The sequence below is a fragment of the Paenibacillus aceris genome (assembly GCF_017874035.1).
Classification (GTDB): Bacteria; Bacillota; Bacilli; order Paenibacillales; family NBRC-103111; genus Paenibacillus_E; species Paenibacillus_E aceris.
Genome location: NZ_JAGGKV010000017.1, coordinates 1 through 13,761, shown reverse-complemented (window position 1 = coordinate 13,761; position 13,761 = coordinate 1). Strand labels below are relative to the sequence as shown.

Genomic DNA, 13,761 nt, shown 5'->3' with positions numbered 1-13,761 from the left:
TACTAAATGAAAGTTTGTGATCAAGATGTCCAACCAAATGGCTTCCCAAACCGGCCTTTCCGCAGGTCGTTACAGCCGGTTATGGATCGTGCTCGTGCTCGGTTCACTGGCGTCCTTCGGGCCGCTCTCGCTGGATATGTACTTGCCGGCGCTGCCGGATCTGGCAAGCGATCTCCATACCAGCACTTCACTGGCACAAATGAGCCTAACCGCCTGCATGCTCGGCATGTCCATCGGCCAGCTCATAGCCGGGGCCGCGAGCGATGTGCGCGGAAGACGAATGCCGCTGCTGATCGGACTTATCCTATATGCGGTCTCGTCGGTCCTATGCATGTTCGCGCCATCCATCGGGGTGTTCCTCGGTCTCCGATTCCTTCAGGGCTTGGCAGGCGCAGCGGGGATCGTCATTTCCCGAGCGATCGTTCGCGATATGTATGAAGGGGTGGAGCTGACGAAGTTTTTTGCGCTGCTCATGCTGGTCAACGGGGCTGCGCCCATTCTTGCGCCAATCGCAGGAGGGCAGATTTTGCAGTTCACATCGTGGCGTGGCGTGTTCCTTGTACTCGGCATTATCGGCCTGCTCATGCTTATTGCCGCCACGTGGGGACTGAAGGAAACGCATCCGCCGGAGCGCCGTTCGAAGGGCGGCCTAGCCAACACGCTGCGAACGTTCCGAGGTCTCCTTACAGACCGGATGTTCATGGGCTATGCGCTCACGCAAGGGCTCGTCTTTGCCGGCATGTTCGCCTACATATCCGGCTCGCCATTCGTGCTGCAGGAGATTTACGGGGTTTCTCCGCAAATGTTCAGCGTTTGCTTCGCAGTTAACGGGCTGGGTGTCATCATTGCCGGTCAAGTGACGGGAAGGCTTGCAGGTAAGGTGAGCGACCATCGCTTACTGGCCGGGGGACTGGCTATGGCTGCTTGTGGCGGTCTGCTGCTGCTCATCGCCGTTCTCACCGGGGCGGGGCTTCCAGCGATTCTTGTTGCGTTTTTCTTCATTGTTTCCAGCGTGGGGCCCGTCTCTGTCGCCACCTCCTCGCTCGCACTGCAGAGTCAAGGGAAAACGGCGGGGAGCGCAGCAGCGCTGCTCGGACTGCTTTCTTTTATCATCGGGGGCGTGATTGCTCCGTTTGTTGGTCTTGGCGGCAGCCATACCGCAGTTCCGCTGGGCATCATTATTGTTTTGATGGAGATTGGGGCAATTCTTTGCTTTGTAGGGATGACGAAGGGCAGGAAGACGGCGTAAACTTTTTTGTTGAATGACGATTAGCTTCAAATTTTTTTCACAATTGGCCTGTATACTGAAGCAAAATAGACCATTTCATGAAAAAGGTGGAGTTACAGGATGAAGCTTATTCACAAGAAAGTGCTGGTCGGTACGCTCGCAGCAGGTTTGCTTATTAGTGGTGGCCTTGTGCTTCAGCATAATCAGGCATTCGCGGATGAAACGAGTACGGCAACGCCTGCACCACAGCAGGACAAACTCAAGGATAACCAGCATAGAGATTTCCGCGGTCATAAAGACCAGGGACATGGACCAGTCAAAGGCGGTTTTGAATTCGGTAAAGGAGGTCCTTTCGATTTCGCTGCCGTTCTTGGCATTGATCCGTCTGTGTTGAAAGAAGAGATCAAGCAAGGCAAAACGCTCGTGCAAATTGCTCAGGACAAAGCGAATTTAACGGAAGATGCGCTCCTGGCCAAATTAACCGAAACCGAGACGAAAAAGATTGACGACGCGCTCGCTGCCGGGAAAATCAAACAAGAGCAGGCCGACAAGATGAAAGCGGGACTGGCGGATCGTTTGAAAAAAATCGTCGAATCCAAACCGCGTGTGATGGATTTCAAAGGCGCTGCGGTGCCGGGACCACGTGGAGGCATGATGCCTGGCGGAATGTTCGGAAATTCAGCTGAAATCGCCACGATCCTGGGGATCACGGAAGATGAGTTGAACACACAGCGCAAAGCAGGAAAGTCACTTGCCGAAATCGCGCAGGATAAGGGAATCACAGAAGACCAGCTAATCGCTAAGCTCAAAGACAATTTAACGGATGAGCTGAAAAGCTTCGTTGAGCGCAAAGGCGGCGTGCCCACGATGAAATCGGAGCATAACGGCTTTAAGTTTAAAGGGAAGCCAGCTCAGCCAGCAGCGCCGGCACCAACGGCAGCACCACAGTAACCAAGGATAAACGACTTCGTCGTCCTTTTAGGACGAGCGCGTTTGTCGAGGTAGATGCGAAGCAAAAGTATAAAGCTTATACTTTCTTATCTACTACAAAAGGTTGCCTCTTTCGGTCTTCAAGAACGAAGGGGCAACCTTTTTGTATGTTAAGAGCGCCATCAAATCCCCGTCTTTAAGCGGTTCCGCCACTTAAACAACAGAATCCCCGCCAACACAGCACACAAGCCAATCATGGCATAAATCAAAAACTGCTCCACCCACATGAAAATCGCATGCCACTGATCACCGAATAGGTAGCCGATTCCAAAAAAGACGACGACCCATAACGCAGAGCCGGTGAAAGCATAAACCGCAAAAATACGGTATGGAATGCGGATGATGCCTACGAAGTAAAAAATAAACTGCCTGATGCCAGGCAAGAAAAAACTGAAAAGCAGCAATTTATTGCCAAACTTCTCATAGTAGTTCCGCGTCTTCTCCAAATGGCTGGGCTTCAGGAACAGCAGCTTGCCATAACGCTCGATAATCGGCGTTCCCAGCTTATATCCGATCCAATACGTGATCGTCATGCCGATCATCGACCCGACCCAGGCAGCAATCATCGCCGGAGCCCACCTCAGCACTCCTTTATAAGCTAAATATCCTGTATACGTCATCGTCGTATTGCCGGGAGGGATTGGAAGCGCGATAACGTCCAGAGGCAGCCCGAGCAGCAGGACCAAGTAGCCGTACTGAGCAAATAAATGTTCGATTAACCCCAGAAATTTCACGGTGAATTCGCTCCTTCTTACGCTCTAATAGAGGACACGCCATAAATAAAAAGTAGCATAGGCCTCCCAGCCCTTCCAACCCTCAGCAAGCTGGCGAATATGGGGAAGCGTCGGCTTCTGCTCCAAGCCAAGCACATGCTTTAGCGCGTTGTGCAAGCCAACGTCCGCGATCGGGAAGGCGGCTGCATTGCGCAAGCAGCGCATTAGCACATAATTGGCTGTCCACGGGCCGATGCCACGAATACTTAGCAGTTCTTTTTCCATATCTGTAAAATCGTTTCTCTGCAGCAGCTCGTCCTTGGCAAGCCGACCCTCCGCCATCATCCAGGCAACGCCGATTAAGTACTCGGCCTTTTTACCCGTGAATTGCAAGGCGGTCAAGGCTTCGGGAGCAAGCTCGGCAATCCGCTCAGGCGCAGGAAACGCCCAGTACGTTCGTCCGTGCCAATCCAGCTGCGTGCCGAAGGCTTCGACAAGGCGTCTTTTGAGCGTGTAGGCAAAAGTCAGGTTGATCTGCTGCCCGATAATGCCCCAGCTCATCGCCTCGAAAAGATCGGGGATCCCGAGCAGGCGCAGTCCATAAAAGTCCTGGGTGACTTGGCGCAGCAAAGGATCATGCCCGGCTAGCTCATAGAACGGCGTAAGGTCCGTACCAAGATCAAACCATTCCCACACATAACGAGCTGTGTCCTCAAGAAGAGCCTCGGTTATGGCGTTGTCCGTAGACAGGATGCGAATACGTAGATCCAAGTTATCCTCACTGTTGACAGCGATAAGTACACGGTTATCCCCAATGAGAAGCAGCCTATAAATATCAGAGTTATCCACATAGAATAGGCACTCATTCGTGGAGCGAGTCAGATAGCCAAGATTTTGCTCGAATTGAAAAGGCTTTGGCAGCGGCAGCGTAAGGGTGCTTGTCTGCTCGCACCAAGTTAGAAGCGAAGGGTCAAAGGACTGCATCGTCAGTTCTCCTGTAATCGGTTATTTGGTCTTCCCCATTATCGCTGAAAGGGACTTTCGTAATCTTGCTTTCTCATCTCGCATCCCTTACAAGAAGGGACCCGTTTGGGTATACTGAGCTAGTAGAGAAAAGGCGCTGAGAGGAGCGATGGATGGTCATGCAAGACAGATATTGGCAAGCAATTGTGGCGAATGATACCGCTTATGATGGTAAGTTTTATTATGCGGTCAAGACAACAGGCATCTTCTGCAGACCTTCCTGCAAATCGAGGCTGCCGAAGCGAGAGAATGTCCGGGTTTTTCATGATCGGCAAGAAGCGGTCGCTGAACATTACCGTCCCTGCAAAAGATGCAGGCCGGACGGCATCCGCCTGCCGGATGAAGAGTGGATCGAGCTGATAGCTGACCATATGAAGGAAGATTATGCCGAGCCGTTGACGCTCTCGGTTCTGGCCGAGCATTTCTATGCCAGTGTCTATCACCTGCAAAGGACTTTCAAACGAGTGAAGGGCGTTACGCCGCTCACTTACTTGCAACAACTCAGGATTGAAGCCGCTCAACGGCTGTTAATAGAAACGGATAAGCCAGTGAATGTGATCGGTGCACAGGTGGGCATTGCGAACGCGGCCCATTTTGCCACACTTTTTCAGAAAAAGACGGGTTTCACCCCATCCGAATACCGTCAAACTTCCACCATCTAACCATAACCGAGGAGGGTTCCATGATGCAAACGAAAGAAGCTGGGATAGCCGCTAAGTCCATTTACTGGGGAGTCGCTCGTTTGTTGGACAGCAGCTTTTTGATCGCAGCAACGAACGAAGGGCTCATCTATTTGCAATATCAGGAGGGAGACGCTGAGCAGGGGACTGCTGACGAAGAGGATGCGTGGTCCGAACTAACCAAATTGGCGCGTAATCATTTCCCGGATTATAGCTGGACTGAGGAGCAGGCTTTGTTAGAGCCTTATGTGCAGCAGCTCGAAGAGTATTTGCAAGGATTGCGCAAGACTTTTACGCTGCCTTTGGATCTGCGCGGCACTGCGTTTCAACAAAACGTATGGCGGGCATTGAACGAAATTCCACACGGTGAAACGGTCAGTTATTCACAGATCGCTCAGAAGCTGGATAAAGCGAGCGCTGTTAGAGCTGTCGGCACCGCGATTGGCGCTAACCCGGTGCTCATTGTAGTGCCATGCCATCGCGTCGTAGGCAAGAATGGCGCTTTAACCGGTTATCGAGGCGGATTGGTGAATAAGAAGAAGCTGTTGGTTTTGGAAAAAGCGATCCTGTGAGAGCACGGGAAAGAGAAAAGAGAGGTGAACGCATGCAGATCGATGTGAACCGCAAGTCGGCGAAGCAGCTGCTGACCAAAGCCAGCGGCTTTCTGGAGGGATATACGCATACGCTGAATCCGTACACCGGCTGCGCCTTTGCGTGCTCCTACTGCTATGTGAGACAGATGCCGGTGGCGCTGTTTCGCAGCGAGCCCTGGGGTTCATGGGTCGACGTGAAGGAAAATGCGGCCGCCCTTCTGGAGAAAGAGTTGGCCAAGGCAAGGCGCAAAGGCCGGGTCACGATCTTCATGTCCTCGGCGACGGACCCGTACCAGCCGAGCGAGCATAAGGAGCGGATCACCCGCTCGCTCCTGGAGGCGATGTCCGTGCAGCCGCCGGACTTCTTGTTCCTTCAGACCCGCAGCCCGCTGGTGAAGCGGGACGCGGACCTTCTGGAGCTGCTCGGCGACCGCGTCCGAGTCAGCATGACGGTGGAGACGGACCGCGAGGATGTCCGCCGAGCGTTCACCCCGTCCGCGCCGCCGATACCGGCGCGGATGGAAGCGCTCCGCGAGCTGGCAGCACGCGGCATTCCCGTGCAGGCCACGATTGCGCCGGCGCTGCCGAGCTCGGAGCAGTTCGCCGAGCGGCTGGCGGGCATCGTGGAGCGGGTATGCATCGACGATTACTTCATGGGCGATGGCAGTGGGGGCAGGCGCACGGCACGTATCGGCGTGCGCGCGATTTATGACGCGCTGGAGCTTTTGGACTGGTACAGTCCGGATGCTTACAAGCGCGTGCACGAACAGCTCCTGCGGCATTTCCCGCAGGAGCGTGTCCTCGTCAGCCAGCAAGGGTTCTTGCCAGGCTGATGCATTTAATCCGCATGCGTCAGAAGGGGGGGAGCCCCCGCTTGACTGCGCATGCGTTGTTTGAACTCTTTGGGCGAGCATTGATTATGCCGCTTAAACAGCTTATAGAACTGTGCCATGTTGAGGATGCCAACCTCAAAGCTTACTTCCATCATGCTGAGGTCGCCTGTTAGCAGGAGACGCTCGGCTTTTTTGATGCGCTTGTAATTCACGTAATCCACGAAGGATATCCCCATCACTTTTTTGAAATACTTAATAAAGTAATGATAGCTTAAATTGAGCAGGGTGCAGACGTCTTCAACCGTAATCCGTTCACTCAGATGCTCATCGATGAAATCAAGCGCCGGGCGCAAGCGAGCGATTCCGGACTCCTCGGCATGCGCAGATAGATCGCGATTGTCATTGCGCAGCAAAAGCAGCAGCAGGTTTTTAATCGCCGCGCTAATGGCCAGTTCGTAGCCAATCTTACGGGATAGCGACTCTTCGTAAATCTGGAGAATGAGATCATAGGCCGCTTGCTTCACAGCCGGGTTGCCCCGAAACAGCTCATTAAACTGCTCAAGCGGGTGCGTCAGCTCCGAAAAGCAGTGTAGATAAGGCATCGTACTGAGGTCAAAATGCTGCTTCAGATCGATTTGGAAAACGATTTGGCGCAAGGGGCCTGCGGAGTATTTGTACGTCCGATGGGGCTGAGAGGAACCTAAAACCATCACATCTCCAGCCGATAATACCGTATGTTCGTGCTTGGTTTGAATAGCGAGCAGGCCTTCCATGACGACAAGGAATTCAACTTGCCGATGTGAATGCCAGCACCAGGGGGCAGGCGGACCGAAAAGGGCAGAGTCCGAGTTTAGCTCCCATATTTTTAGGAAGAGCAGCGGATTCTGATAGATGACTTCTTCATTGACAATTTCAGTGAAAGCGCTGTGTAGGGATTCCATGGATTCTAGTACCTCTCTATGGGGAAGGACATTTTTGAATATGTAAAATGTCGCTAAAGGTAAGATTTATCAAGAGAAAGTATAACATTGTTTACATGCAAAGGACACTATTGAATAATAAATAGGCACAATCTTGCCTTTCATTCAGGAAAGGGACGGACTATACTCAACAATATGAATGAATACGCTTTTCTTGGAGGGAATAAGAAGATGAGTCAGAAGCTAAAAGTTACGGTTTGGAACGAGTTTCGTCATGAAAAAGAAAGTGAAATCGTACGCGCCGCGTATCCGGACGGGATCCATACAGCAATTGGCGAAGGCATCAGCGGAAATGTCGAGATCACTTATGCGACGTTAGATGATGTAGAACACGGCTTGACCGAGGAAGTTTTGAATAACACGGATGTTCTGATCTGGTGGGGACATAAAGCACACGGCGATGTGCAGGACGAGATCGTAGATCGCGTTCAAAAGCGTGTATGGCAGGGCATGGGGCTGATCGTGCTGCACTCCGGACACTTCTCCAAAGTGTTCAAGAAGCTGATGGGCACATCCTGCGATCTTAAGTGGCGTGAAGCGGACGAGAAAGAACGCCTTTGGGTTGTGGCTCCGGGCCATCCGATCGTGGAAGGCATTGGGGAGTACATCGATCTTGAAGCTGAGGAAATGTACGGCGAGCACTTCGATATCCCGCAGCCGGACGAGCTGATTATGGTTTCCTGGTTCGAAGGCGGGGAAGTATTCCGCAGCGGTTGTACGTTCAATCGCGGCAACGGGAAGATTTTCTACTTCCGCCCAGGTCATGAGACATACCGTACGTACTACAATGAGCAAATCCGCCGCGTCATCTCCAATGCGGTTCAGTGGGCTGCTCCATCTACCCGTGAGTATCCGAAATACGGTAATCATAAGCCGCTTGAAGAAATTAAAGCGAAGGTTAAAGCTTAATCACTAGACTAAAAAGCTGTCCCGGAAGGTCTTATCTGACCAACTGGAACAGCTTTTTTTATTCCTGCAAAGGGACTTTAAAGTAAATGACCAAGAACACGACCGAAATTAGAGATATAAACAGCCCAATCGCGCGCTTGGTGTGAAGCAATCTGATCGTAAGGAACATGAGGAAGTAGAATCCGATTGACCATACAAAATTCCATCCATGATGATAGGTGATTCGGCCGAAAAAAAACCAGATATATTCAATAGCCGAAAAACCGGTCACCCAAATGAGATAATAGATTACTTTTTTGAGTTTGTCAGTAGGGAAGTGGCACAGATAAAGGAGAGTTGTGGTGGGAAGCAAAACGAATGTATTCAAAATGTCAGCCGTTTTGTGGGTTAACAAAAGATCGGGATTATATGCCCAATTTAAGTGTTCCTTACAGATGAAGTTATAGAGCAGGTTGCAGAAAGAAACAAAGAGCATGACATCATAATATTTTTGCCATTGTCTATAGGCTCGTGTAAGGATTGCAGTTATCACGAATATTAGATTGGTAAATAAGATCACGGAAAAAGCCCCTAAAGTGAGTAGAAACACCCATTATTGTTTATCCGTTAGTTTCTTCAAAAGGGAACGTGAATAAACATCGCGCTGGCTTTCTTTTTTGCAAGGAAGGGGGCTAGGGTCTATGTTCTATTTTGTGCAATGTAAAAGCCATATTCACCCTGTATAGCCGCATTTGATTGCATGAAATACAATCATTTTAACGGAATGGCCTCGAAATCGGCCTCTTTCCGCTCATAACGTTGTATTAAGTACAACATAGAGGGCTATCGGGGCTTAATCACTGCCAAGATGTTGTACAGAGTACAACATAGAGATTTCAGCCTCGCCGTTCACATCCAAGTTGCGTCCTTTTTCATCAATCCCAGCAAGCGCGCGTGAATGCGGATTGGATTGTGCGCAACATGGGCGCGGTCTACGCCAACTATTTTTCTTCCTCGCTTCTTGCCTAAAGCTAATGATGTTACTGGGCTTCATAGCGTCCGGCAATTTTTATTAGCCGTCTGACGCCATCCCGCAAATGCTCCTCATTCACGAAGGAATAGCTTAAACGGATCCAAGACCTCATTTCCTTGAGCGGATCGCAGATCTCCCCCGGTACGAAAGAGACAGACTCCCGGAGGCAATCTTCCAACAGCTGATCAACCGGTATGAAATCCGGGAGCTGGAGCCACAGATTGAAGCCGCCTTGGGGACTGACCCAATGCCATCCCGTAGAGGCCAATTCCTCTTCCACGATTTCTTTTCTAATTTGCAGGGCGATGCGCAGCTTCTCCAAATGCTGCTGCATCCGGGGCGATTCAAAGTAATGCAGGAACATCTTCTGGTTGACGAGCGGTGTGCCGTTGTCGGCCAACGATTTGGCCGTAATGAGCGACTTGATGATCGAGGGACCTCCCATAACAGCGCAAATACGCAGCCCAGGCGCGATATATTTGCTAAAACTACGCAGGTACACCACCCATCCTTCTGTGTCGTAAGTCAACATGGGTTGAGGGGGCGGCTGATCCAAGTACATCTCGTGGATGGCGTCATCTTCAATCAACAGACAGCGATAGCGTTCAGCCAGTTCAACCAGCTGCTTGCGTTGTGCCGCGGGGACGGTATACCCCGTTGGATTATGAAAGGTGGGATTCATGTAGAAAAGTCGCGGCTTGTGTTTCTCCATGAGCCTCTCGACGTTCGCCAGATCATAGCCGTCCGGGGTGATTTCGACAGGAATAAACCGCGCTCCCTTCTGGCGGAAAATATCGAGGGCAGCACTGTATGTCGGCCGCTCGACTAAGATTGAATCCAGCGGACGGATATAGATCCGTGAAATGAGGTCAATCGCCTGCTGGCCTCCTGTGGTAATCAGAAGATCGTTTACAGTTAGCTGGATATTATGATGCCGAACCATGTAACGGCACAGATACTCGCGAAGCTCTTCATCCCCTTGGGCGCTGGAATAGGTGCCCATGAGCTTTGGATAGATGTCGAAAACCTTCTTCACATGCTCAGACAGAAAAAGATTCGGCAGCAGATTGGGATCGATCAGTGCTTGTGAGAATTGATATTCGACGGGTATCTGTTGAATTTCAGACAAGGAGTTTTTTAAGGCGCTGGATGATGTGAACAAACGGGTGCTTTCCGCATCCGCATGCTCAGGCAGGACATGCTCCTCCGGTTTACAAGGACTTACGAAGTAGCCGGATTTCTCCTTGACATAAGCTCTCTCATTCTGTTTCAGCAGCTGATAAGCTCGAAAAACGGTCAGCCTGTGCACCTGCAGCTCCTGCGCAAGAAGCCGGATGGAGGGGAGCTTGTCGTGTGCTTTCCACTCCCCGCGATCCATTCGGGTAACAATATAGTCATAGGCCTGTAAGAAAAGCAGGTTAGTTTCTTTCCCGGACGATAGCGAATTCTTCATCGATCGTGCCCCCCTCTTTTAATTTTATAATAAAGGAATCATTGGGGATCTGTTCTGCTCTCAAGCAACTGTTCTGTTCCTTACCTAGTATGATACATACCAAGATACATACCAAGGGGGAACAGCTATGATTATTTTTAATTATTTGCTTATATGTCTTATTTTTGGCACGACATTTTTGGCGATTAAGGTTGGGGTAGATGCTTCTGCGCCACCTTTTTTCTCAGCGGGTTTGAGGTTTTTCATTGCAGGTCTGCTTCTGTTCTGTTGGTTGATCTGGAGGAAAAAAGCGAGCTTAGGCCTTTTATTCCGCAAAGAAATGCTGCTTACGGGGATCGGTCTCACCTTCGGAACCTTCTCCACCTTGTACTGGGCCGAGCAATATGTTTCTTCAGGGATTGCCGCCGTTTTATCGGCTACCGGTCCGATTATGATTCTCGTGCTGCAAACCTTTGTGCTGCGGCTGAAGACGACAGCGCTCTCCGTATTCGGCTGCATACTTGGCTTCGCAGGCATTGTCATCCTGCTGCTCCCGCAACTCGCGGTATCCGCTAATATCGTTTGGGTGATTGGCAGCACGGCGATTCTGGTCGGTGAGCTGTTCTATTGCTGTGGCGCCCTGTACTCCAAACGTGTCATTCAGCAATTCCCTGAGGCTTCGCCGATTGCGTTGAACGCGGCCCAGATGATTTGCGGGGGCTTGCTGCTGCTGCTTTTGTCATTGTTCACAGAACATGTGGATGTCCGGCTTATATTTTCTCCAAAAGCGGCCGGCTCTTTGCTCTATTTAATCGTAATCGGCTCGATGGTGGGACATAGTCTGTTCTATTGGTTAGTTGCCAAAACTAACCCGGTCTTTCCGGCAACGTGGCTGTACATATCTCCGTTGATTGCCTTGGCCGTTGGGGTCGTTTTTTACGGTGAGACAATCACTTGGGTAACGGCTGCAGGCGTGTTGACCGTTATCGCCGGAACGATTTGTGCGAATTTGGACAGCTTGAAGCCGTTGATGCAAAGAAGAAAAACCGCGTAGATGTGCAGGCCTGTAAGTTAATTGCTCTCTGTTTCATACGAATCGGCATGAATAGAAATAATAACCATAGTATCATTTGTTTAGCTTGAACAGGGGAGTAAACTTTGCAGGAATGGAGCTATGTGATGGGTCACGTAACAGCGTTAATTGCTTCGTATTTACCTATAATTATTGCCTTGTTATGCTTGATTGCAGCTTGGCTTTTAGGGGATTGGAGAAATTGGAGAACCTATTATCCGACCATTCTGTTTGCTATCTGCGTGGACTTTTTCATCAGCCTTCTTATGTATAATTATTCACTTTGGAAATTTCATCAATCCGCGGTCACTCCTAATCATACGATTGCAGATTTCCTTATTGCATTTACTAATCTTCCTTGCATTGTGTTGGTGTACCTTTCCAAGTATCCGTTCAAATCGCATCTTTGGAAACAAATCGTTTATGCTGCTATTTGGTCTGCTATATTTACAGGCATTGAAGGTCTGTTCTTGCTAATAAAAATGCTCACCTATCATAATAACTGGAATTTTTGGTGGTCCATTGCGGTCTGGGTTTTCATGTTCATTGGGCTGCGCCTGCATTTTACAAAGCCATTGTGGGCGTGGCTGCTGTGTTTTGCCGGAGCCGCCTTTTTGATCCTGTATTTCCATATTCCGATTTCCAAAATGAAGTAAAGGCTGTTAGATTTTTCACGCCAACGGTCCGAAAAATGTATTGCCAGTTAAACTGTAACATGATAAGATACACTTCAATAGAAGTTGAACCTTCGGGGCAGGGTGAAATTCCCTACCGGCGGTGAGGATACGTGCGTTTGTATCTAAGCCCGCGACTCCCGGCCTGTTAGGCTGGGACTGACTTGGTGGAATTCCAAGGCCGACGGTTAAAGTCCGGATGGGAGAAGGTGAATAACAGCTTGCCCGAAAACTTATGTTTTTGGCAGGTCTGTTTGTCAATGCCCCCGCTGATCGACGAGCGGGGGCATTGTCTCTTTCAGAGGGTTCAATTCAAAATTCCTTAGGAGGTTTTTGAATTGGAAAATGCATTTAAGCTAGGAACAAAGCGTGCAGATGTGGTTTCAACACGCTGGGGCGGTATCAGCGGAGTTTGGTATGTGGCACTTGGAGCCACGCTCTGGGGGCTCGACCCGCTCTTTCGGATCTTATTGTTAAAAAGCTTTACCTCGGCGCAAATCGTGTTTATCGAGCATTTGCTTCTTGCCTGTTATGCGCTGCCGGTACTGGTAAAGTACCGCAAGACCTTAGCCGGTAAGCTGACATTTGCGGTCATTGGCGCTTTGCTGTTCATCTCATGGGGCGGATCGGCGGTTGCGACCATTTTGTTCACGGCGGCTTTTGCGCACGGCAATGCGAACGCCATACTGCTCCTGCAGAAATTGCAGCCTTTATTCGCAATTATTTTGGCCCGCGTGATGCTCAAAGAAACGCTGCCTTCTAAATTTTTTGCTTATATTGCCGTTGCGCTACTTGGCACGTATCTGTTGACGTTCGGCTTTTCATCGCCAGAAATGGGCCTCAAGGATTTAGGCACTATAAGCTGCCTATTTTCGATTCTGGCTGCTGTCTTATGGGGCGGCTCGACCGTCATGGGCAAGTTCCTGCTGCAGAAAAAGCTGGACTTCCCCATCGTCACTTCACTTCGATTCCTGCTCGCTATTCCATTGCTGACGGTTGTGCTTCTGGCGAGCGGAGATGTCTGGCACGTAACCGGCACTGGCGGAGGACTGACGCTTATTGCGGTGAATCTGTTGTTCCAGGCGTTTTTCCCGGGCTTGCTCTCTATGCTCCTGTATTATAAGGGGCTGTCCTCGACCAAGGCGTTCTTCGCAACACTCGCGGAACTGGCATTCCCGGCAGTTGGTGTGCTCATGAACTGGGTTGTCTTCGGGCAGAAGCTAACCGTAGGCCAGCTCGCGGGCTTCATCCTGATCTGGCTCACCCTGTGGGCGATGGGCCGCAATCAAAGCAAGAAAGCGGCTTGATCTAGCTAAAATAGAAAAGGGCTGTACGGAAAGTTCTACTTTCTGTACAGCCCTTTGTGTGCTTGGCAGGGGATTCTCGCTTGATCATAGGGGAACTACAGGGCGCTATTTGAGCAAAACGGGCAATTTCAGCCCCCAGAGGGAACTACAGGGCCTTATTTGCCCGAAATAGCTTACATTTCAGCGAAAATAGCAGAATAGAGGATTGTAGTGTCCCTTCACTATTAAGCCCCCTAATTAAATTGGAGAGTACCTAGGGAAATAAGGTACTATTCATATAAAGGGAGGCGAGCGGAATGAGACAACGTAACAACG

At 50.3% G+C, this 13,761-nt stretch carries 14 protein-coding genes and 1 riboswitch; of the genes, 9 read left to right on the top strand and 5 right to left on the bottom strand.

Annotated features, from left to right (window positions below; all coding sequences use genetic code 11):
- Positions 1 to 37: 37 nt before the first annotated feature.
- Together J2Z65_RS24915 and J2Z65_RS24910 are read left to right on the top strand one after the other, a co-directional pair.
- Positions 38 to 1,249, top strand: coding sequence for a multidrug effflux MFS transporter (locus tag J2Z65_RS24915; RefSeq protein WP_420850783.1), 1,212 nt, complete (start codon positions 38 to 40; stop codon positions 1,247 to 1,249).
- Positions 1,250 to 1,348: 99 nt separating this feature from the next.
- Positions 1,349 to 2,179, top strand: coding sequence for a hypothetical protein (locus tag J2Z65_RS24910; protein WP_167055873.1), 831 nt, complete (start codon positions 1,349 to 1,351; stop codon positions 2,177 to 2,179).
- Between the two features lie 161 nt (positions 2,180 to 2,340).
- Here the strand turns inward: J2Z65_RS24910 and J2Z65_RS24905 are convergent, their stop codons facing one another.
- Together J2Z65_RS24905 and J2Z65_RS24900 are read right to left on the bottom strand one after the other, a co-directional pair.
- A complete protein-coding gene (locus J2Z65_RS24905) occupies positions 2,341 to 2,952 on the bottom strand; it encodes a VTT domain-containing protein (protein WP_167055876.1) in 612 nt (203 codons plus the stop codon).
- 24 nt (positions 2,953 to 2,976) lie between these two features.
- On the bottom strand, positions 2,977 to 3,915 hold the full coding sequence (locus tag J2Z65_RS24900) for a DNA-3-methyladenine glycosylase family protein (protein WP_167055879.1): 939 nt from the start codon (positions 3,913 to 3,915) through the stop codon (positions 2,977 to 2,979).
- Between the two features lie 152 nt (positions 3,916 to 4,067).
- On the opposite strand from J2Z65_RS24900, the gene J2Z65_RS24895 reads away from it, so the two are divergent.
- Genes J2Z65_RS24895 through J2Z65_RS24885 form a run of 3 tightly spaced genes read left to right on the top strand, consistent with a single transcriptional unit; the run spans position 4,068 to position 6,060 of the window.
- Positions 4,068 to 4,616, top strand: a complete 549-nt coding sequence (locus J2Z65_RS24895) for a bifunctional transcriptional activator/DNA repair enzyme AdaA (protein WP_167055882.1) — start codon at positions 4,068 to 4,070, stop codon at positions 4,614 to 4,616.
- Positions 4,617 to 4,636: 20 nt separating this feature from the next.
- A complete protein-coding gene (locus J2Z65_RS24890; protein WP_275691021.1) occupies positions 4,637 to 5,206 on the top strand; it encodes a methylated-DNA--[protein]-cysteine S-methyltransferase in 570 nt (189 codons plus the stop codon).
- 32 nt (positions 5,207 to 5,238) lie between these two features.
- Complete coding sequence (locus J2Z65_RS24885) at positions 5,239 to 6,060, top strand: SPL family radical SAM protein (protein WP_167055885.1); 822 nt, start codon at positions 5,239 to 5,241, stop codon at positions 6,058 to 6,060.
- A 5-nt stretch (positions 6,061 to 6,065) separates the two neighbouring features.
- Here the strand turns inward: J2Z65_RS24885 and J2Z65_RS24880 are convergent, their stop codons facing one another.
- A complete protein-coding gene (locus J2Z65_RS24880; protein WP_167055888.1) occupies positions 6,066 to 7,001 on the bottom strand; it encodes a helix-turn-helix domain-containing protein in 936 nt (311 codons plus the stop codon).
- Positions 7,002 to 7,211: 210 nt separating this feature from the next.
- On the opposite strand from J2Z65_RS24880, the gene J2Z65_RS24875 reads away from it, so the two are divergent.
- Entirely contained in the window at positions 7,212 to 7,949 is a 738-nt protein-coding gene (locus J2Z65_RS24875) for a ThuA domain-containing protein (RefSeq protein WP_167055891.1), read from the top strand.
- 58 nt (positions 7,950 to 8,007) lie between these two features.
- Here the strand turns inward: J2Z65_RS24875 and J2Z65_RS36175 are convergent, their stop codons facing one another.
- Positions 8,008 to 8,481, bottom strand: a complete 474-nt coding sequence (locus J2Z65_RS36175) for a CBO0543 family protein (RefSeq protein ID WP_425326210.1) — start codon at positions 8,479 to 8,481, stop codon at positions 8,008 to 8,010.
- 487 nt (positions 8,482 to 8,968) lie between these two features.
- Positions 8,969 to 10,414 carry an aminotransferase-like domain-containing protein gene (locus tag J2Z65_RS24870; protein WP_167055894.1) on the bottom strand — a complete coding sequence of 482 codons (1,446 nt, stop codon included), beginning with the start codon at positions 10,412 to 10,414 and terminating at the stop codon, positions 8,969 to 8,971.
- 127 nt (positions 10,415 to 10,541) lie between these two features.
- Between J2Z65_RS24870 and J2Z65_RS24865 the strand changes: the two genes are divergently transcribed.
- From J2Z65_RS24865 to J2Z65_RS24855, 3 genes are all read left to right on the top strand, one after another.
- The gene (locus tag J2Z65_RS24865) at positions 10,542 to 11,447 is read left to right on the top strand and encodes a DMT family transporter (protein ID WP_167055898.1); all 906 of its coding nucleotides are present in this window, start codon (positions 10,542 to 10,544) and stop codon (positions 11,445 to 11,447) included.
- Positions 11,448 to 11,551: 104 nt separating this feature from the next.
- On the top strand, positions 11,552 to 12,121 hold the full coding sequence (locus J2Z65_RS24860; RefSeq protein WP_167055902.1) for a CBO0543 family protein: 570 nt from the start codon (positions 11,552 to 11,554) through the stop codon (positions 12,119 to 12,121).
- Positions 12,122 to 12,205: 84 nt separating this feature from the next.
- A riboswitch (FMN riboswitch) is annotated at positions 12,206 to 12,354 on the top strand.
- A 162-nt stretch (positions 12,355 to 12,516) separates the two neighbouring features.
- Positions 12,517 to 13,446, top strand: coding sequence for an EamA family transporter (locus J2Z65_RS24855; RefSeq protein WP_167055933.1), 930 nt, complete (start codon positions 12,517 to 12,519; stop codon positions 13,444 to 13,446).
- Positions 13,447 to 13,761: the final 315 nt, after the last annotated feature.